General features: G+C 71.7%; 19 protein-coding genes, 1 tRNA gene and 1 pseudogene. 7 read left to right on the top strand and 14 right to left on the bottom strand.

Annotation, left to right across the window (positions count from 1 at the left end):
• From pheA to Q0116_RS01145, 5 genes are all read right to left on the bottom strand, one after another.
• The coding region (gene pheA, locus Q0116_RS01165) for a prephenate dehydratase (RefSeq protein ID WP_297884702.1) at positions 1-797 on the bottom strand (797 nt) is incomplete at its 3' end.
• An 89-nt stretch (positions 798-886) separates the two neighbouring features.
• Positions 887-2074, bottom strand: coding sequence for a DR2241 family protein (locus tag Q0116_RS01160; protein ID WP_297884701.1), 1188 nt, complete (start codon positions 2072-2074; stop codon positions 887-889).
• Positions 2075-2076: 2 nt separating this feature from the next.
• On the bottom strand, positions 2077-2946 hold the full coding sequence (locus tag Q0116_RS01155) for a CbiX/SirB N-terminal domain-containing protein (RefSeq protein WP_297884699.1): 870 nt from the start codon (positions 2944-2946) through the stop codon (positions 2077-2079).
• A gap of 113 nt (positions 2947-3059) precedes the next feature.
• Positions 3060-3587: a hypothetical protein gene (locus tag Q0116_RS01150; RefSeq protein ID WP_053771862.1), complete on the bottom strand. Its 528-nt coding sequence runs from the start codon at positions 3585-3587 to the stop codon at positions 3060-3062.
• Positions 3588-3692: 105 nt separating this feature from the next.
• Complete coding sequence (locus Q0116_RS01145; RefSeq protein ID WP_297884696.1) at positions 3693-5252, bottom strand: BCCT family transporter; 1560 nt, start codon at positions 5250-5252, stop codon at positions 3693-3695.
• A 241-nt stretch (positions 5253-5493) separates the two neighbouring features.
• On the opposite strand from Q0116_RS01145, the gene Q0116_RS01140 reads away from it, so the two are divergent.
• The 5 genes from Q0116_RS01140 (at position 5494) to Q0116_RS01120 (ending at position 9254) form a co-directional block, all read left to right on the top strand.
• On the top strand, positions 5494-5829 hold the full coding sequence (locus Q0116_RS01140) for a hypothetical protein (RefSeq protein ID WP_297884694.1): 336 nt from the start codon (positions 5494-5496) through the stop codon (positions 5827-5829).
• A gap of 66 nt (positions 5830-5895) precedes the next feature.
• Positions 5896-6420 carry a copper resistance protein CopD gene (locus tag Q0116_RS01135; RefSeq protein ID WP_297884692.1) on the top strand — a complete coding sequence of 175 codons (525 nt, stop codon included), beginning with the start codon at positions 5896-5898 and terminating at the stop codon, positions 6418-6420.
• A gap of 215 nt (positions 6421-6635) precedes the next feature.
• Positions 6636-8282, top strand: a complete 1647-nt coding sequence (gene thsB / locus Q0116_RS01130; protein ID WP_297884704.1) for a thermosome subunit beta — start codon at positions 6636-6638, stop codon at positions 8280-8282.
• 311 nt (positions 8283-8593) lie between these two features.
• A complete protein-coding gene (locus tag Q0116_RS01125) occupies positions 8594-8848 on the top strand; it encodes a glutathione S-transferase N-terminal domain-containing protein (RefSeq protein WP_297884690.1) in 255 nt (84 codons plus the stop codon).
• 37 nt (positions 8849-8885) lie between these two features.
• Complete coding sequence (locus Q0116_RS01120) at positions 8886-9254, top strand: DUF192 domain-containing protein (RefSeq protein WP_297884688.1); 369 nt, start codon at positions 8886-8888, stop codon at positions 9252-9254.
• A gap of 57 nt (positions 9255-9311) precedes the next feature.
• On the opposite strand, the gene Q0116_RS01115 is transcribed toward Q0116_RS01120, so the two are convergent.
• The 6 genes from Q0116_RS01115 to Q0116_RS01090 form a co-directional block, all read right to left on the bottom strand.
• On the bottom strand, positions 9312-10835 hold the full coding sequence (locus Q0116_RS01115) for a PAS domain-containing sensor histidine kinase (protein ID WP_297884686.1): 1524 nt from the start codon (positions 10833-10835) through the stop codon (positions 9312-9314).
• 87 nt (positions 10836-10922) lie between these two features.
• On the bottom strand, positions 10923-13556 hold the full coding sequence (locus Q0116_RS01110) for a DNA topoisomerase (protein WP_297884684.1): 2634 nt from the start codon (positions 13554-13556) through the stop codon (positions 10923-10925).
• Positions 13557-13660: 104 nt separating this feature from the next.
• Positions 13661-13828 (bottom strand): hypothetical protein, encoded by a 168-nt coding sequence (locus Q0116_RS01105; RefSeq protein ID WP_297884682.1) that lies wholly within the window; start codon positions 13826-13828, stop codon positions 13661-13663.
• Positions 13829-14399: 571 nt separating this feature from the next.
• Positions 14400-14481: transfer RNA gene (locus tag Q0116_RS01100), tRNA-Ser, on the bottom strand.
• A gap of 27 nt (positions 14482-14508) precedes the next feature.
• Positions 14509-14811, bottom strand: a complete 303-nt coding sequence (locus Q0116_RS01095) for a hypothetical protein (RefSeq protein WP_297884680.1) — start codon at positions 14809-14811, stop codon at positions 14509-14511.
• Positions 14812-15192, bottom strand: a complete 381-nt coding sequence (locus Q0116_RS01090) for a Rid family detoxifying hydrolase (protein ID WP_297884678.1) — start codon at positions 15190-15192, stop codon at positions 14812-14814.
• A gap of 111 nt (positions 15193-15303) precedes the next feature.
• Here Q0116_RS01090 and Q0116_RS01085 point away from each other — a divergent pair, with 111 nt between their 5' ends.
• Entirely contained in the window at positions 15304-15696 is a 393-nt protein-coding gene (locus Q0116_RS01085) for a zinc ribbon domain-containing protein (RefSeq protein WP_297884676.1), read from the top strand.
• Between the two features lie 19 nt (positions 15697-15715).
• Here Q0116_RS01085 and moeB read toward each other — a convergent pair whose 3' ends face one another.
• The 3 genes from moeB to Q0116_RS01070 all read right to left on the bottom strand — a co-directional run bounded on the left by moeB (position 15716) and on the right by Q0116_RS01070 (position 18746).
• Complete coding sequence (moeB, locus tag Q0116_RS01080) at positions 15716-16528, bottom strand: molybdopterin-synthase adenylyltransferase MoeB (RefSeq protein ID WP_297884674.1); 813 nt, start codon at positions 16526-16528, stop codon at positions 15716-15718.
• A 109-nt stretch (positions 16529-16637) separates the two neighbouring features.
• Positions 16638-17972: a hypothetical protein gene (locus tag Q0116_RS01075; protein WP_297884672.1), complete on the bottom strand. Its 1335-nt coding sequence runs from the start codon at positions 17970-17972 to the stop codon at positions 16638-16640.
• Positions 17973-18155: 183 nt separating this feature from the next.
• Entirely contained in the window at positions 18156-18746 is a 591-nt protein-coding gene (locus Q0116_RS01070) for a 50S ribosomal protein L15e (protein ID WP_049931415.1), read from the bottom strand.
• Positions 18747-19122: 376 nt separating this feature from the next.
• Between Q0116_RS01070 and Q0116_RS01065 the strand changes: the two are divergent.
• Positions 19123-19855, top strand: a pseudogene (locus Q0116_RS01065) (TIGR00303 family protein); the annotation flags it as partial.

Below are 19855 nucleotides of genomic sequence, written 5' to 3'. Positions count from 1 at the left end.
ACGTGTTCGGTGTCGTACGAACCGAGCACCTTGACCCACCCCTTGTCCGCGATGGCCTCGACGTCCTCGACCGCCTTCGCCATGTGGTCCTCGTAGAGACCCGCGTCGACGTCGAAGTGGAACAGGTAGTCGCCGAGGCGCTCGCCGCTCGGGCGCGACTCGATCCGCGAGAGGTTGAGGTTGCGGTCGGCGAACGCCTCCAGCAGCTCTAGGAGGAGGCCGGGATAGTTCGCGTTCGGGTAGACGATCAGCGTGGTCTTCCCGCCGGCGTCGGCCCTGGCGGCCTCGGGCGCGACGACGAGGAACCGGGTCGCGTTCGACGTGCGGTCCTGGATGTCCTCGGCGAGGGTCGAGAGGTCGTCGCCGGCGTTGTCCGGGTGGCCGATCCCGGCGACGCGGGCGTCCTCGCGGGCGCGCTCGACGCCGCGGGCCGTGGAGGCGACCGCTTCGAGGCCGGCGCTCGGGTAGTTCGCCTCCAGCCAGTTGCGGCACTGCGCGAGCGCCTGCGAGTGGCTCGCGACGACCTCGAACGAGTCGTCCTGCGCGAGGAGGGCGTGCCGGATCGGCGTGACGACCTCGCGGGTGACGGAGACGTCGTACTCCGCGAGCGCGTCGAGGCTCTCCGTGACGGAGCCCTCGATGCTGTTCTCGATGGGGACGACGCCGCGCTCGAACTCGCCGTCGGCGACGGCGTCGACGATGGCGGTGACCGATTCGCGGAACGACACCTCGGCGGCGACGGCGCGCGCGGCGCGGTGCGAGTACGTGCCGGCGGGGCCCAACGTGACGGCGTTCATTGCCCCACCGTTTCAGGGGAGCCGAGAAAAGCCTGCGGGGCGCGGCGATGTTTCGGGCGCGTCCGGTCGGATTCGGGCCGCGGGGCAGGTCACTCCTCGTCCGGCTCGGTCGGCACGCCGCCGAGGTTGCCCTCGTCGTCGAACAGCTTCGCGCGGAGGAACCGGGTGCGGTACCGGTTCGCCCCCTCCTTCGTGTCCGCCTCGCGGATCTCGTCGGTCCGGCCGTCGGCGACCGCGTCGATGATTGCCTCCACCTGCTCCTTCTCGCTCGGGGTCAGGTCGAACTCGTACGTCCGCGGCTGCTCGCTCTCCAGCCGCGTCCACTTCCGCGCGGCCGACACCACCACGGAGCAGGGTTCGCGGCAGGGGAACGCGCCGTCGCCGCCGTCGACGTCGAGGTCGGTCTCGTCGTCGTACTGCCACTCTCGGCGCTTGAGACACTGCGAGTCGTCGCAGCACGCTTCTGCCACCCAGTTGACGTGCTCGTACCCCTCGCCGCGGTCCCACGTCTTCACGACGCCGTAGATGCCCGACTGGCGCTCCATCGTCTCGCGCCAGTGGGTCACGTCGAGCTCGCCCTCCCGCTCGCGGTGCCAGTTGGCGACGGTCGCGGGGTAGATCGTCTCCACCGTCTCGTAGAGGTCGCGCGGGCCGAGGTCGGGGAACGCCCAGCCGCCGGCGAGCGACGGGGCCGTCTTGAGCGGGCGGTACCGCCCCTGCTCGTCGAAGGTGACCAGATCGCGGGCGTCGAGGGGGTCCTCGTACGCGTCGAGCTCGTCGACCGGGACGCCGGCGTCGTCGGCGTGGCGCACGTCGTAGCGGCGCTCCCCGCGGTCGGTGACCGTGGCCGTGATCCGCAGTTCGCCCCAGGCGCGCTCGATCCCCTCGGCGAGGGCAGCGTACCGGGTCGCGACGGTCTCGCCGTCCGCGTCCTCGATCCAGCGGAGGAACGCGCGGCGCGGGCCGAACTCGCCGACGACGCGCTCGAAGACGTACCAGTCGGTGACTGCGGCGGCGCGCTCCGCGAGCGCCTCGTGGAGCTCGCCCTCGCCCATCGTCTTCGGCCGGTCGCCGGCGGCGAAGACGTAGCCGTCGCCCTCGTCGGGCGCGGCGCTGAACCCCTCGAACCGGACCGGCTTCCCCGGCTCGCGGTCGGCGAGCGCGTCGAGGACCGCGTCGAACGCCTCGCTCGGGAGCTCGACGTCCGGGACGGCGGGCGCGTCCTCAGCGGGTTCGTCGTCGGCCGCGTCGGCCTCCGCGGAGGTGGGGTCGCTCACGGTCAGTCCCCCGTGGCGACGCGGGTCGTCTCGCGCACGTCGTCGAGCGCCGTCCCGAGGTCGGCGCCGGCGTCGGCGGCGCGCTCCAAGACCACGTCGGCCATGAGCGGCTCCGTCCCCACCGCGCCCGCGTACCAGATCCGCGTGCCGTCGACCGTCTCGGGCACGTCGTACCCCTCGGTGTGGTCCTCACAGAGCCCCACGTCCTCCGGGATGTCCTCCTGGGTGTGGTAGCCGTCGGCGATGAAGAGGGGGACGAGGACGACGTCGTCGCTCTCGAAGTGCTCGGGGAGGTCGTCGACCTCGGGCTCTTCGTCCATGTACAACGCTTTCACCTCGTCGAAGCGGTCGCGCTCGGCGATCCGGTCGGCGTGGTACTCGATCGCCTTCGCCGAGTTCTCGTTGCGCTCGGTGCCGTGGCCGACGACCGCGAGGCCGAACCCCTCGCCCACGTCGGCGTCGTTCGTCACGGACTCCGCGCGGCGGACGATCACGTCGGTCATCGCGCGGTGGGTCCCCACCGGGCCGCAGTAGTGGACCTCCCTGTCGATGTCCTCGGCGACGAGCGTCGCCTGGTCCGCCGAGAGGCCGTCGGAGTCCCATTCCGAGACGTCCCAGCCGGCGAGGCGGAGCTCGCGGGGGATCACCTGCTCGGTGAAGTACCCCTCCGAGATGAACAGCGGGACGACGTACACCTCGTCGCCCTCGACGGTGCGGAGCACCTCTCGGAAGTGCGGCTCCTCCTTCCAGAACCCGGTGCGGACCTCGTCGAAGGCACCGGTGGCGCGGATCGTGTCGGCGTGGTCGTACGTCGGCGCGCTCGACTCGGGGTTGAGGTGGGAGCCGTGCGCGACGATGACGAGCGACTGCATACCCGTACTGGGGCCGCGCCGCTCTTAGGGACTTCGGAGGCTGCGGGGCGTCGAGAACGTGGCGAGGCCGCGACTCGAGTGCGACCGGAAGCGCGGCGGCGGTCGACCGCCCGTCAGGCCGAGTCGGTCGTCGGCACCGCGTCGAGCGACGCCTCGACGACGCGGACCGCGTCCGGCCCGTCGCGCCGGCCGACGACGCAGACGAGCGCGTCTCCCGCGACCCCGGCGGCCGCGACGTCGACGTCCCGGACGGCCAGCCGGCGGAGCGCCGCCGCGAGCGCCCCGGCGTCGACGTCGCCGGTCGCGACGATCGCCGTGCGGTCGCCCTCCGGGACGAGCGCCGCGTCGCCGACGCGGAGGAGCGGCTCCCCGGCGTCGCCCTCGGTCGCGTCGTCGGCCGCCGAGAGCCCGACGCCGCTGCGCATCGAGACGGTCACCGCCCGCGACTCCGCGGCGTACGCGGGCAGGTCCTCACGGAAGCGGCGGAGGGCGGCCGCGACCGCGTCCGGGTCGCCGTCGAGGGGGGCGGCCTCGGCGAGCCACGCGGCCGCGGCGCTGTGGTTCAGGAGTCCGGCGCGGAGCGCGTCGAAGACGAACGGGCGCGATCGAACGGCCTCGCGGGTGTCGGCTGCCAGCGACATAACTCGACGTGCGGGCGTCCGCAGCAAGCCGATTTCGATCGCCGCGGGGCGAGGCGGGGAAATGGTCGGGACGACGATGTGGGATGGTCGCGACGAAGACGGAGGTCAGTCGTCGTCCTCGGCGACGGTCGCGGGCGGGACCGAGGTGCGGTTCGGCGCGCGGTCGGTGTCGTCGGCCGGCAGCGGCTCCTCGGACGCCGACAGCCACCGGACGAACCCGCCCATGGCGACGAGGCAGACGAGCGCGAACGGCGCGCCGGTCACGATCACCGACGACCGGAGCGCGGTCGCGCCGCCGACGACGACGAGGACCGAGGCAATAGCGCCCTGGAGGACGCCCCAGAACACGCGGTTCGCGCCCGACGGCTCCCGGCTCCCGCCGGTCGTGAGCATCCCGACCGCGAGCGTGGAGGAGTCGGCGGAGGTGAGGAAGAACGTCGTCACCAACACGAGGAACAGCAGCTGCCACAGCTCGCCGCCGGGGAACGCCCCGAAGATGACGTAGCCGGAGACGCCGTCGCCGAACTCGCCGACAGCGCCGAGGACGTCGACCGCACCGGACTCCTGAAGCCGGATCGAGGTCCCGCCGACGACGGTGAACCACAGCGCCGAGACCGCCGTCATCGTGCCGAACGCGGTGGCAACGACCGACCGGATCGTGCGGCCGCGGGAGATGCGCGCGAGGAACAGCCCGACGAACGGCGCCCACGCGATCCACCACGACCAGTAGAAGACGGTCCACGCGGCCGTCCACCCCGCGCCTCCCTCGACGCCGCTCCCGGTGAACAGGCTCATCTCGAAGAAGGAGGTCGCGTAGGTGCCGAGCGCCGCGACGCCGACGTTCAGCACGTCGGTCGTCGGTCCGGCGACGAGCGCGACGCCGAGCAGCAGCGTCATGATCGCGATGTTGAACACGGAGAGGCGGCGGATGCCGCGGCTGACGCCGGCCACCAACGAGAGGGTGAACAGGACCGTGATCCCGACGATGACCGCGACGGTCTCCGCGTCGCCGAAGGCGATCCCGGTGCGGAACGTGACGCCCGTCAGGAGCTGCGTCGCGATGAAGCCGAGTCCGGTCGCGATGCCGCCGATGGTGGCGATGACCGCGAGCGTGTCGACCGTCCGGGCGACGACGCCGTCGAGCCGGTCGGGACCGAGCACGGGGTACAGCGCCGTCGACACCCGGAACGGAGCGTCGTGCCGGTAGGCGAAGTACGCGACCGGAATGCCGATCGCGAGGTACCCGCCCCAGGCGCTGACGCCGTAGTGGAAGACCGTGTACGCGACCGCGGGCACCGCCGCCGCGCTCGACTCCGCGGCCACCTCGCCCGCGAACAGCGGCGGGACGGTCTGGTAGTGTAACAGCGCCTCCACGGGACCGAAGAAGACGATGCCGGCCGACAGCCCGGCCGAGAAGAACATCGCCACGTACGACGCCGTCCCGTACTCGGGGTCGCCCTCGCCGAGGCGGACGCGTCCGTAGCGACTGACGAGGAGGTAGCCGGCGGCCCCGACCAGCGCGAGCACCGTGCCGAGGTAGAGCCACGCGAGCCCCTGGCCGAACGTGACGAACGCCGCGTCGATCGCGGCGGCGGCGCCTTCCGTGTCGGCCGCCGTGTACGCGAGGAACGCGAACGTTGCCAGCGCGCCGGCGGCGAAGGGCACGGGATCGACCTCGGATCTGAACGAGCGTATCGACTCGACGACGGAGCGTCCATTCATAAACGAGTGGGTATCGATCAGCAGGGGCTCAACCGGGTTAAACCTGTTTCCGAGCGCGTGTACGTCCGTTTTCGTCCGCGCACCGCGGTCGGAAATCGACGGCGGACCGTCACCGTCGTCGGCCGCGCCGATCCGGCGGCGCGCGGGCGGCAGAGATTCGTGTCGCCGGCCCGTATCCGCGGCCGTGAACCACGTCCCGAACGAGGCGCTGGCCGCGATCGACGCGTTCGGCGAGGGGCACCTCCGCGGCGACCCGCCGCCGGTCCGCGAGCGGTTGCGCTCGGACCTCCGGATCCGGATCGAGGTCAACGACGACGGGCGGACCGCGCGGTGTCGGTTCGAGACGGAGTACACCCGGACGCCGCCGACGCTCCGCGACCGGGATTCGTTCCTCGTCACCTACGTCGACGGGGTCGACGAGCGGCTCCGCGAGTGGGGGATCGAGCCCCCGCCCGCGTACGAGTACCGCGAGACTGTCGACGGCACGCACCGGTACGAGGGGACGCTGACGCTCCCGTGACGCCGCGGTCCCGAAGCGCGGCACCGCGGGCCGGAATTTATGCCGGCGTCGGCCGGACGGCACGGTGTGCTGCTCACGACCGCCTTCGTCTTCCACGTGGTCTCCGGCGCGCTGTGGACCGGCGCGACGCTGTACGTCGTCTACGCGACCGTACCGCGGGCGACCGACGGGACGCTCGGCCGCGAGGCGTTCGTCGACGCCGCGCACCGCCTCCTCGTGGTCACGCGCTGGACCGGGGTGGTCCTCCCCCTCACCGGCGCGTACATGGTCTGGCGGCTGTACACGCCCCTCGATGCGCTCGTGACGACCAGTCGGGGGTGGGCCGTGCTCGCGATGCTCTCGCTGTGGGGCGCGATGAACGGGCTCGTCGAGCTCGGCGTGCTCCGGATGCGCCGCGAGGTCGACCCCGACGTCGGGTGGGGTCGGTACATGGCCGAGGGGTTCCCGGTCGACCGACTCGCCGGCGGCGCGAGCGTCCCCGGTGCCGCCCAGTTGGCGTCCGTCGCCCGCCCCTACCTGCTCGCGAGCGGGGCGTTGGCCGTCCTGCTGCTCGTCGACGCCGCCCTGCTGGCGGGCCGCGTGCCGGGGTGAGCGAGCCCCGAGACCGAAGTATATAAACGGCGTCGAATGGGCTCGGTCGGAGCGAGAGAGATCAATGCTAACTCTCCGCACGGATCGCGGCCGAAACCCGTGGTGTCCGGCGGTTTCGTCGGTGGCACCACGGCGCCGACCGGGATCGGGCGCTCGTCCCCCAACGAGACATTTATATAGAATCACAATCAATCAAACGCTGTATGAGTCAGCGAATGCAGCAGGGTCAGCCGATGATCATCATGGGCGATGACGCCCAGCGCGTCCAGGACAAGGACGCACAGGAGTACAACATCTCCGCGGCGCGCGGCGTCGCCGAGTCCGTTCGGTCGACGCTCGGACCGAAGGGGATGGACAAGATGCTCGTCAACTCGATGGGCGACGTCACCATCACCAACGACGGGGTCACCATCCTCCAGGAGATGGACATCGACAACCCGACCGCCGAGATGGTCGTCGAGGTCGCCGAGACGCAGGAGGACGAGGCCGGCGACGGGACGACCAGCGCGGTCGCCATCGCGGGCGAGCTGCTGAAGAACGCGCAGGACCTCCTCGAACAGGACATCCACCCGACGGCCGTGATCAAGGGGTTCAACCTCGCGAGCGAGTACGCCCGCGAGCAGGTCGACGAGGTCGCGACGGCGGTCGACCCCGACGACACCGAGACGCTCCAGAACGTCGCCGAGACGTCCATGACCGGCAAGGGGGCCGAGCTCGACAAGGACGTGCTCGCCGACCTCGTCGTCCGCGCGGTACAGGGCGTCACGGTCGAGGCCGACGACGGCTCCCACGTCGTCGACCTGGCGAACCTGAACATCGAGACGCGCACCGGGCGCGCCGCGGGCGAGTCCCGCCTGCTCACCGGTGCGGCGATCGATAAGGACCCGGTCCACGACGACATGCCGACCGACTTCGAGTCGGCGAACGTCCTGCTCCTCAACGACCCGATCGAGGTCGAGGAGGCGGACGTCGACACCTCCGTCAACGTCGACTCCCCGGACCAGCTCCAGAAGTTCCTCGACCAGGAGGAGAAGCAGCTCCGCGAGAAGGTCGACCAGATCGTCGACTCCGGCGCCGACGTCGTCTTCTGTCAGAAGGGCATCGACGACCTCGCGCAGCACTACCTCGCGAAGGAGGGCGTGCTCGCGGTCCGCCGCACGAAGAAGTCCGACCTGACCTTCCTGAAGAACGTCCTCGGCGCGCCGATCGTCACCGACCTCGACTCCCTGACCGCGGACGACCTCGCGGTCGGCTCGGTCGAGCGCGACGACGACGAGGAGCTGTTCTACGTCGAGGGCGAGGACGCCCACGGCGTCACGCTCCTCCTGTACGGCACCACCGAACACGTCGTCGACGAGCTGGAGCGCGGCATCCAGGACGCGCTCGACGTGGTCTCGACGACCGTCTCCGACGGGCGGACCCTGCCCGGCGGCGGCGCGGTCGAGGTCGAGATCGCGCGCCGGCTGCGCGACTACGCCGACTCCGTCACCGGTCGCGAGCAGCTCGCGGTCGAGGCGTTCGCTGACTCCCTCGAGCTGATCCCGCGCGTGCTCGCCGAGAACGCGGGCCTCGACGCGATCGACCTGCTGGTCGACCTCCGCGCGGCCCACGAGGCGGGCGACCAGAACGCCGGGCTCGACGTGTTCGCCGGCGAGGTCGTCGACACGGCCGAGGCGGGCGTCGTCGAGACGGCCCACGCGAAGGAGCAGGCGATCGCCTCCGCGGCCGAGGCGGCGAACCTGGTCTTGAAAATCGACGACATCATCTCGGCGGGCGACCTCTCGACGGCGGGCGGCGACGACGAGGGCGGCGCCCCCGGCGGCGGCATGGGCGGCATGGGCGGCATGGGCGGCGCTATGTGAAATCTGTCGGAGACAGATTTCCATAGACCGTCAGGCCTCGCCTGACGCAGTCGATGTAAGCGAGGTTTCGAAGGAACCTCGAACGGCGAGCGGGGAGCGAAAGCGACCCGCGAGCCGGAAGTCGGCCGAAAACTGACTTCCACCGGTTCCGCCGTCTCGCCAATCGAACGCTCCGTTTTCCCCCATTTTCGAACATATCTAGCCGGAAGACCGCCGAACTCAGTGGGCGCTGATAAGGCCTCGCTCGCCCGTGCGCGCCGCGCACATCGGCGGCCGCACCTCTTTACGGATCCAAGCCGTACGGAAGGGCGATGGTAGATCTAACGCTCTACGAGCTCGAAGGCTGTCCGTACTGCGCGAAGGTGAAGACGAAGCTGGCCGACCTCGATCTGGAGTACGACTCGGTGATGGTCCCGCGCTCGCACGGCGATCGCACCGAGGTCGAGGAGGTCTCCGGACAGACCGGCGTGCCCGTCCTCGTCGACGAGGAGCACGGGGTCGAGGGGATGCCCGAGAGCGACGACATCGTCGAGTACCTCGAGGAGACGTACGGCGGCGCGAGCTGAGCGCCGAACGAGAGGCTATTTATTCGCCCGCGGCGAGGTGCGCCGCGTGCGACTCGTACACCGCCCCGACGCGCCGGGCGACCGGACGGAGACCGTCCTCGCGAGCGACGTCGACGTCGCCCGCTCGACGCTCGAACAGGCCCGCGGGCTGATGTTCCGGCGGTCGATCCCGGACGACTACGGGCTCGTGTTCCCCTTCGACGAGCCCGAGACGCAGTGGCTCCACATGCTGTTCGTCCCGTTCGCGATCGACGCGGTGTGGCTCGTCGACGGCGAGGTGACGGCGAAAGAGCGGCTCAACCCGTTCGTCGGACTGGGTCGCGGCCGCGCCGACACCGTCATAGAACTGCCGGCGGGCGCGGCGGAGTCGGTGACGGTCGGCGACGAACTGCGGCTCGTGGAGTGAGGCGAGCGGCTGGCCGGTCTCGGCGCCGACGGGGCGGCCGCGTCGCCGCCGGTCGGCTCAGTCGCCCGGGGTGAACAGCTCCTGCTCGTCGATCGGGGGCGCGTCGGCGACGCGCAGGGACAGCTCGATCCGGCTCCCGCCGGCCTTGCTCTCGACGATGTCGAGGCTCCCGCCGCCGGCGGTGACGATCCAGTTCACGTACCAGAGGCCGAGCCCGCTCGCGTGGTCGAGCGGCGTCTCCTCGCCCGTGAGGACGGCGCGCTCGGCCGGCGGGATCCCCGGCCCGTCGTCGGCGACGACGAGCGAGACCCACGACTCGCTGGGCAGCTCCGCCGCCGACACGCGGACGCGCGGCTCGTCGCCGTCGTTGTGGCGGATCGCGTTGTCGACGAGTTCGGAGACCGCCTCCGGGAGGAACGCGACCGCCGAGACCACGAGGTCGTCCGGGACGTCGACGTCGACGGCGGCCCCGTCGAAGACCATCGGGTCGACCGATTCGAGCGCGGCGTCGACGGCGGGCGCGAGCGCGATCGGTCGCGACGACGGCCGCTGGGAGAGCAGCCGCTCCACCTTCCGGGACGTCTCGCCGAGTCGCAGCAGCCGCTCGGCGGTGTCGACGACCCGTTCGAGCTGTCCGACGAGCTCCGGGTCGTCGACGGCGTCGATGGCCTGCCCGGTGAACCCGGTGACCACGTTGAGGTCGTTCCGGAAGTTGTGCCGCAGCACGCGGGTCAACACCGCGAGCCGCTCCTCCCGCAGCGACGCTTCGGTGAGGTCCTCGCCGACGCCGACCGCGCCGACGACCCGGTCGCCGTCGGTCATCGGCCCGATGGAGAGGCGGTACGGGAGTCGCTCCCCGGAGCGGGTGAGCAGCCGCGCCTCGCAGGTGGCGGCCTCATCGTCGCGGTACACCCGCGAGAGCGCCTCGCTGACGGCGTCCCGCGTCGCCTCGTCGAACAGCGACGTGAGCGCCCGCCCGGACAGCGACGTGGGGTCGTAGCCCGAGTCGGCGGCCAGTCGGTCGTTCCACCGCGAGAGCGTCCCCTCCTCCGTACAGCGGAACAGCGCGAGCGGGACGGTGTCGGCGAGCGCGTCGACGAGCCGGCGCTCCTCGTCGCGCTCGGCCTCGGCGGCGACGCGGGCGGTGGCGTCGGAGAGCCCGACGACGAGCCACTCGCTCCCCGCGATCGTCGCCGTGTGGACCGCCGCGTCGACCCGGAGTCCCGGGTCGCCGAGCCGGAGGTCCCACTCGAACCGCTCGACCCCGGCGTTCGCGCCGTTGGAGTCGGGGGAGCCGGACGCGGACGCGGCGCCCGCGACGTCCGCGATCGGTTTGCCGGAGACGGCGGCGTCGGTCTCGCCGAGGTCCGGGAGGCCCATCAGCGTCAGCGTGCCGCGGTCGTGGCCGACGAGGTCGGCCGCCGGCGCGTTCGCGGCGCGGACGGCCAGCGTGTCCGGGTCGCAGGCGAGCGTCGGGGTCGGCACCGCTTCGACGAACGCCCGGAGGATCCCGGTCGCGGCGGCGTCGCCGCTCGACGGTGATCGGTCGTCGGCCGACGAGTCCGCGTCGCGGTCACCCATCTGTCGGTAGTCGAGACACTCCGCGCATATGTGTTTATGGATTTATGAATCGCGCCGGAGCCGGAGCGGTCGGTGACGCGGTCGCGGTCAGTCGGCGTCCGCCTGCCAGTCGCGGACCGTGTCCGCCGCCACGCCGTCGACGTCTGCCGCGAGGTCGTCCGGGTCGGCGGACTTGAGCTCGTCGACGCCGTCGACGCCGGCGTCCTTCAGCTTCGCGGCAGTCTTCTCGCCGATCCCCTCGACGGCCTGAAGTTCCGACCCCTCTTGGCGGGCCGTGAACTCGCGGTAGTTACAGATCGGACAGCCGAGCTCCCACGGCTCGTCGCCGGAGTGGACCCGGAGGTGCGGGAGGTCGTGCTCCTCGCAGCGCTCGTCTGTGACCTCTATCTCGCCGCGCCGGGGGAGCGGCAGCGAGTAGTCGCAGTCGGGGTAGCGCGTACAGCCGACGAGCCGCGAGCCGGAGCGGAGGCGCTTGATCGCGAGCTCCCCGCCGTCGGCGGCTTCACCGCCTCCGTTGCGCGGCGAAGCCGCGCCCTCCCCGCAGTCGGGACAGACGCCGATCACCTCGTCCTCCTGCTCGTCCGCCTCGTCGGCCTTACACTGCGGGCAGCCGTGGACGAACGTCTTGCGGCCGGCGAGCATCTTCACGTGGCGGAGGTCGTGCTCCTCGCAGGTCTCGTCCAGGAGGAGCGGCTTTCCGGTGGAGGGGAGCGGCAACGTGTACTCGCAGTCCGGATAGCCGTCGCAGCCGACGAAGTACGACCCCTGTCGCGACTTCCGGACGAGGAGGTCCGAGCCGCACTCCGGACACGGGCCCAGGGTCTTGTCCGCCTTCAGCGACGTCTGGAGGTGGTCGCCCACCGCCTCGCGGGAGTCGGTGAGGTCGTCGAACACGCGCGAGAGCAGCTCGCGGGACGCCTGGGTCACCTCGTCGTACGCCTTCTCGCCGGCCGCGATGGCCGCCATGTCCTGTTCGAGCTGGGCGGTCATCTCCTCGCTCACGATCCGGTCGGCGAACTCCTCCGCGGCCTCGACGACCGCCTCGGCGAGCCGCGTCGGCCGCGGCGGGTCGCTCTCGACGTAGTTGCGGTCGTACAGCTTCTCGATCGTCCGGTGCCGGGTCGCCTTCGTCCCGAGCTGGCGCTTCTCCATCTCCTCGATGAGGCGTGACTGCCCGTAGCGCCGCGGGGGTTGGGTCTCCTTCGCCTCGGTGGTGCGGTCCGAGAGCGCCAGCGTCTCGCCGACCTCGACGTCCGGGACGATCCGCTCGTCGCTAGAGCGGTACGGGTACACCTCGTGGTAGCCGGCCTCCAGCAATCGCTTCCCGTTGGCCTTCAGCCGCAGCCCGCCGTCGGCGGCGAGGTCGCCCGGCTTCGCCGCGTCCTCGGCGTCGCGGAGCGCCGCGAGGCCGTCCGCGCGCTCGGCGATGGGCGTCGCCTCGCCGTTCGCGAGCGCGACCACGCGGAGCCGCTCCCAGGTGGCGGGGTCGGCGCAGGTCGCGAGGAACCGGCGGACGATCAGCTCGTACACCTCCCACTCGTCGTCGGAGAGGTCAGCGGCGGCGGGAAGCTCGCCGGTGGGGTGGATCGGCGGGTGGTCCGTCGTCTCCTCGTCGCCCTCGGTGGGCTCGATGTCGCGGTCGTCGTCGAGCAGGCTCGCGGCGTCCTCGCCGAACGTCGGTGAGTCGCCGAGGTCGGCGATCAGCTCCTCGGGCTCCAAGTCCTCCGGGTACACCGTGTTGTCGGTCCGCGGGTAGGTGACGTAGCCGGCGGTGTAGAGGTCCTCCGCGAGCGACATGGCGCGCTGCGCGGAGTAGCCGAGGGACCCCGCCGCGCGGATGAACGCGGTGGTGTTGAACGGCGTCGGCGGGTCGTCGGTCTGGGTCCGTCGGGTGACGTCGTCGACGGTCGCCCCGTCGGCCGCGTCGAGCGCCTCGGTGAGCGTGTCGGCGACCGCCTCGTCCCAGACGCGCTCGCGCTCGTTGCCCTCGTCGTTCAGGTAGAAGTAGCGCGCCTCGAACGGGTCGCCGCTCGATTTCGCCAGCTCGCCCGTCAGCTCCCAGTACGACTCGGGGTCGAACGCCTGGATCTCCCGCTCGCGGTCGACGATGAGCTTGAGCGTCGGCCCTTGGACTCGGCCGACGGAGATGAAGTCGTCGCCGAGCTGGCGCGCGGACAGCGAGAGGAAGCGGGTGAGCGCCGCGCCCCACGTGAGGTCGATCGTCTGTCGCGCCTCGCCCGCGGCCGCCAGCTCGAAGTCGAGGTCGTCGGGGTTCGCGAACGCCTCCTGCACCTCGTTCTCCGTGATCGAGGAGAAGCGCACGCGGTCGACGGGGACGTCCTCGTTCACCTCGCGGACGAGCTCGTACGCCTCCTTGCCGATCAGCTCGCCCTCGCGGTCGTAGTCGGTCGCGATGACGACGCGGGAAGCGTTACGGGCGAGCCGGCGGAGCGCGGCGACGATCCCCTCCTGCGTCGGGGTCTTCGTGACGGGCGCGTCGATGAGCTCGACCGGCTCCACGTCGCGCCAGTCGTTGTACTCGGCGGGGAAGTCGACGCCGACGACGTGGCCGGAGAGCCCGATACACCGCTTGCCGCCCCACTCGTAGACGTTGACGTCGTTCATCCGGTCCGCGGTGGCGGACTCGCCGCTCAGGATGTCGGCGATGCGCCGCGCCGCGTTGTCTTTCTCCGTGATGATCAGCTCGGGGCCGCGACTCATTGCGCCGAGATAGGCCGCTCCTCCGTCTAAAGCTTTCGCGACGCGAGATCAGCGGCAGGCGCGGGGAGAAAGGGGTATGGAAAACGAGGTCGGGACGCGACCGGTCACCGGGCCGCGTCGTCGGACTCGGCGAGGAACTCCGCGTCTGTCCCCTCCTCGTACGGTTCCGGCGGTTCGTCGTCCGCGTCGAGTTCGCGCCGTGCGAGGTGGTTCTCGAGTTGGCGGCGCTTGTTCCTCCCTTTCCGCTCGCGGCCCGATTTCGTGTCTGGCATCGTCACCCGTGTCAACAATACCCACACATATGAATCTTGTGTCGGTGTGCGAACGCGTCCGAGGCGACCGAATCGGACGTTATCGGCGCGTATTCGACCGACTACGAGGATATGAGAGTCGAACGCCCGGAAGCGACCACGGTTGCTTGTCAGAAGGCGATGTGGTGGTGCGTGCCTGCGAGCGGCCGCCGAGGGCGGCCGCGAAGCCAGCACGCGCGAGGTCGTCGGGCCACGCCCGGCTGCCGGAGAATATTCGATTCTCGCTGGAGTCGCTGGCGGCGTCGGCCGCCAGCGACGAGGCTGGGGAGGTTTGAGGTGCGGTGCTGTGTGGTCGAGGGAGGCTCGAAGGGGCAGCCGCGAGGCGGCCCGGGCTTTGGAGGTGTTCGTCGACGCCGGACTCGCTCGTCGCTGTCGCTCCTCGCCCGTAGTCGGCGTCGACAGAACGGCAGGAGAGGGATTTGAACCTCAGTCGTTCCGCTCGCTTCGCTCCCTGGTTCAAATCCGCAGGCGCTTCGCTGTCGCGGTACTCGCTCGTCGCTGTCGCTCCTCGCTCGTTGTTGCGACAGCGAAGCGCCAGGAGAGGGATTTGAACCCCCGATCCCGGATGGGAACACGCTTTCCAGGCGTGCGCCTTACCACTCGGCCATCCTGGCTCACTCCGTGCTACTCCGGTGCGACTGTTAAGTCCTTCTTTTCGCTCGCAGTCGCGCCTCGGCGACGTAGGAGAGACCGGCCGACGCGACCGCGACGGCGACCGCGACGAGCACCGTCCCACCGAAGCCGACCGGCAGCGACCCGGGACCGAGGAGCCGGTACCCCTGCGCGAGCGCGAGGAAGGCGAACCCGCCGACGGCGCCCCACAGCGCCGCGGACCGCGCCCTGACGCGCGGCGTGGCGGGCGCGCCGACCGCGCGACCGTCGTCGGAGCCGGGCGCGTCGTCCGGGCCACCCCCGGCGTCGGGTCCGCCCTCGCCGTCGCTCATCTACTCGACGACGGCGACGGCCTCGATCTCGACGCCGGCCCCCTTGGGGAGCGCGCCCGCCTCGACCGCGGAGCGGGCCGGCGGCGACTCGTCGAAGTAGCCGGCGTACGTCTCGTTCATCTCGTCGAAGTCGTCCATGTCGGCGAGGAACACCGTCGTCTTGAGGACGTCCTCGGGGGCCGCTCCGGCCTCGTCGAGCACCGCGAGGAGGTTGTCGAGCGCCCGCTCCGTCTGGACCGCGATCGACGCGTCGTCGAGGAGCTCGCCGTCGGGCGTCAGGGGGATCTGTCCGGCCGTGAACACGAGGTCGCCGTCGGTCGTCGCCTGACTGTACGCGCCCACCGCCGCCGGCGCGTCGTCCGTGTGGATCGTCTCCTTCATGTGAGCGGCCCTTCGGCCGGCGGCCTGAAGAGTACTCTGGAGCGGTCCCGCCGGACGCGAAAGGGGGTTTCACCGTCAGACACAAGCGGCTGGAGTGGTAACACGACACACATGACGGGAGACCAGCTCCTGCCGCTCGCCGCGGTCTTCGTCGGCGTGGCGGCGATCAACCTCGCGGTGACGTGGCTGCTCGTCCGGCGGAACCGCGGCCCCGCGGAGCTGCTCGGGTCGGTCGCGACCCGGTCGTCGGACGCGGACGGCGACGGCGAGGTCGGACCGGCGCTGGCGATCGACCGGGACCCGGAGCCCGACGGAGCGGACGAGACCGACGACGGGGACGGCCCGCCGCCGCTCAACGCCGACGGGGAGACGGTCGTCTGCCGACACTGTGGCGCCGAGAACCGCGCCGGCTACCGGTACTGCCGGTGGTGCGCGCAGTCGGGGTTCGTCGACGGGGACGGCGGCGTCACCGCGGGGACCGCGATGGCCGACCGGTCGCTGTGAGCGCGGTCAGGGGAGGCCGTCAGGCGGCGTCGATCTGACAGCCGGCGGCGTAGTCGATCCCGTCGATGGTGTCGATCCCGTCGTCGCCGCACACCGGGCAGTCCGGGTTCCGCGCGTACGGCACCGTCTCGAAGGAGAGGTCCATCGCGTCGTAGAACAGCATGCGACCGACGAGCGGGTCGCCGACGTCCATGATCAGCTTCACCGCCTCCGTCGCCTGGAGGCAGCCGACCGTCCCGGGGAGGACCCCGAGGACGCCGGTGCTGGCGCAGTCCGGCACCGTCCCGGGCTCCGGCGGCTCGGGGAACAGACAGCGGTAGCAGGGGCCGTCGGGCGAGAGCGTCGTCACCTGCCCCTCGAACTTGTAGATGGCCCCGTGCGAGACCGGGACCCCCTCGATTCGGGCGGCGTCGTTCACCACGTAGCGGGTGGCGAAGTTGTCCGAGCAGTCGACGACCACGTCGTGGGCCGCGATCAGCTCGCGGGCGTTGCTCGCGTCGAGCCGCAGCTCGTGGCGCTCGACGTCGACGTCGGGGTTGAGGTCGGCGACGAAGTCGGCGGCGGAGTCGACCTTCTTCCGGCCCACGTCGCCGTCGCCGTGGATCACCTGTCGCTGGAGGTTGGAGCGCTCGACGACGTCGTCGTCGACGACCCCGACCGTGCCGACGCCCGCGGCGGCGAGATACTGGATCGCCGGCGCGCCGAGCCCGCCCGCGCCGACGACGAGGACCTTGGCGTCGAGCAGTCGCTTTTGCCCCTCCGGACCGACGTCGTCCAGGATCACGTGTCTGGAGTAGCGGTCGAGCTGGGTCGCGTCGAGGGAGAGACTCATGCCTCCGACCAGTGCCGGCGCGGATATAATCGTGTTCCCGGCGGCGACCGAGACGCGGCGCGGCCGACGCCCGCTCGGTCGGCGACGGCTTCTGACCCGACGCCGGCGCTCACTCCGCCGACGCGGCCACGGCGTCGGTCATCCAGCAGTCGTCGACGCTGCCCAGCGAGCTGTCCGTGGTGGCGCTCCCGCCGCCGACCCGGACGAGGCGGAACTCGTAGCGCCCGGTCACGGTGCCGTTCTCGCGCGTGACGACCTCGACCGCGGCGGTCCCGTCGGCGATCTCCGGCACCGAGTACTCCGCGGTGTCGTACGTGAGCATCGGGCCGTACCGGGCGGTCTCGAACAGCTCGACGTACTCGCCGACCGGACCGACGACCTGCCTGTTCTCCGGCGACGCGAACGCCCGGAGGGTCCGGATGCCGTCGTTCGTCGCGTTGTCGTTGTACCGGAGCGCGTTCATCTGGATCTGGACGACCTGAAGCGCGGACCGCTCGCAGGTCGGGGACAGCGCCGTGTTCCGCGCGGCCTCGCCGGTCGGATCGCCGTCGGCGACCGACACGGTGTTCCCGCCGTCCGAGTCCGTACCGCTCGCGTCGCCGCCGTCGTCCGTCGGTCCGTCCGCGTCCGCGTCGGTCGCCCCGCCGTCGCCGACGCCGGCGATGCCGCCCGGCCCGCCGATCCCGGCGGCACCGGCGGCGAACCCGGCCCCGGCCGCAGCCACGAGGAGCGCGACGACCGCGATCGCGGCGACGACGGTCCGGCGGGACGGTCGATCGCTCGCAGCGGCGGCGGTCGAATCGTCGCCCGGCTCGCCGCTCCGGGGTGCCTCGGGGGCGGGGTCGCTCGGCCGGTCGTCAGCGCGCGACGCGCCGGCCGCTATCGACGCGCCGACGAGATCGCCCGCGTCGCCGTCGCCCGACGCGTCGTCGCCGTTCGCGTCGTCGACGTTCGCGTCGTCGGCGTTCGGGACGTCGGCGGTCGCCTCGTCGTCGGTGGCTACCGATCCGTCGCCGGAGTCGTCCGCAGCGCCGGTCTCGGGTGCGACCGCGTCGTACGACGCGGACCGGACGGGGACGCCGAGGATCCGGTCCGCGATCTCGTTCGCCGCCGCCGGCGGGACGGCGTACAGGAGCCGCTGTCGGAGGTCCGCCGGAGAGACGACCGTCGCGTCGGCCTCGGGCGCATCGTCGTCGAGCAGCGAGTCGGTCGCGACGACGACGGCGTCGGCCGGGCCGTCGGGGACGCGCCCGTCGGCGGCCGAGGCGACGAGCAGTTCGGTCCGCTGGTCCCCGTTTCGCACGGTCACTCGGGGCGGGTCGGCGTCGGCCGCGTCGGCGGTCGCCGCGTACGCGTCGGCGACGAGCGTCGCGAGCGCGTCCGTGTCGAGCGACTCGAGCGCGCTCGCGAACGCGTCGGGCGGAATCGGGGTGGTCCCGGTCACGTGGCGATCGCCATGACTACAGTTGGTATGCGACGCGGTGTCTTTGCTCTTGCGCCGCCGGCGACCGGAGCGCGACGGGGGAGAGCGTCGGGAGCGTTCGACGGCGAGCGCGTCGGGGAACGAGCGCGTCCGCTCGGCGACGGGGTCGGTGAAGAAAAACGAGAACCGAAGCCGACGGCGACGTTACTTGCCCTGTCGGTCGTTCGAGGTGACGCTCGGGCGCGTCTTCTCGGTGCCCTTGCCGCGTTTGCGCTGGCCGCGGCCCTTGGTCCCGGCGGAGGTGAGGCCGCGGTACGCGCGACCCTTGTGGTCGTCCGAGCAGATCCAGTTCAGGTCGTCGTCGTTCTCGATCGCGGGGTGGGCGGGGTCCACGAGGATGACCTCGTGCCACTTCTGCGAGCCGTCCTCACCGACCCAGTAGGAGTTGAGCACGCGGAGGTTCCGGTACTTCCGCGAGGCGCGCTCCTCGGCGATGCGCTGGATCGACTTGCGGCGCGAGACGCGGTTGACGCCCTGGCGCTTCGAGCGGCGGCCCGCCTTGAAGCGCTGCTTGCGCGAGCCGCCCTTGCGGACGCTCACGCGGGCGACGATGACGCCCTGCTTGGCCTTGTAGCCCAGTTCACGGGCCTTGTCCAGCCGGGTGGGGCGCTCGATGCGCTCGATGGCGCCCTGGTCGCGCCACTCCTGCTTGCGCTGCCACTGCAGTTCCGCTAGTTTCCCCTCCTTGGGGGACCGCCACGCCTCCTTGATGTGCGAGTAGAAGCTTCGTGCCATTGTGTGTCCGCGGACGGTTGCGATTCAGCCGCGAGGGGCCACATGTCGTCTCGTCCCGGGGCGCGCGGCGGTCGGTCCGACCGCGGTCCCGGCGGCGAGTGCCCGCTGTGTCCGCACCAGCGAGTTAGCGTGAATTCCCGCGGTTCGCCCTTAACCGCTTCGCTCCGCGGGTCGCGTGGGTGGCCGTCGCACGGCGTGGAGAGACGTTCAGTCGGGGAACTCGCCAGAAGCGCGCGGTCAGTTGTGACGGGCGGTCGAGGCGTTCGGATCGGTCACCGCGCGTCGATCGATTAAAGTCCAGTTGTATCGATGAACCGGTAGTGGTACACTTCGACGCCGCGCCGCCGGCACGCGGGTGCGACGGAGGTGGGTTCCGGTGGGAGCCGTGAGGCTCGTGATCGTCGCCGGGACGACCGAGACGGCCGCCGTCGACGGGATCAGCGCCGCGGGCGCGGACCCGGAGCTGCGCGTCCACACGCCGAGCGCCGACCTCGAGATCGTCGACGCGGGACGCCCCGCGCCCGGCTCGCCCGTGCCGGTGAGTCCGACGGGGTGTCCGACGCCCGCGGTCGTCACTCGCGCGGTCCGCGAGCTGCTCGGCCCGGAGGCCCTGCCGGTCGAGTTCGTCGACGCCGGGCTCGGAGCGCCCACCGCGGCACGGGTCCGCGACGTCGGTGCGGCGCCCGGCGGCGACGTCCGCGACCCCGAGCCGGTCCCGGAGGCGGCGACCGTCTTCGAGCGGGCTCGCGCGCTGGCGCCGGAGCTCGCCGCGCCTGCGAGCGGCGACGGACGCGGAGGCGACCCGGAGAGCGGACCGGCCGACGAGCCCGCCGAACTGCTCGTCGCCGAGACGATTCCGGGCGGGACGACCACCGCGCTCGGGTCGTTGACCGCGCTCGGCGAGCGCGGCGCGGTCTCCTCGTCGCTGCCGGCGAACCCGATCGAGCGGAAGCGCCGCGTCGTCGACGAGGGACTGGACGCGAGCGGCCTCGCCCCGGGCGACGCGGCCGGCGACCCGGTCGAAGCGGTCCGGCTGGCGGGCGACCCCGTCCTCGCCGCGGTCGCCGGCCTCGTCGTCGGCTGCGCGGACGCCGGGGTCGACGTCACCC

The sequence above is a fragment of the uncultured Halorubrum sp. genome, from assembly GCF_937146585.1.
Classification (GTDB): domain Archaea; phylum Halobacteriota; class Halobacteria; order Halobacteriales; family Haloferacaceae; genus Halorubrum; species Halorubrum miltondacostae.
Note: the sequence above shows the minus strand (reverse complement) of the source record. Positions and strands in the feature narration are given on the sequence as shown.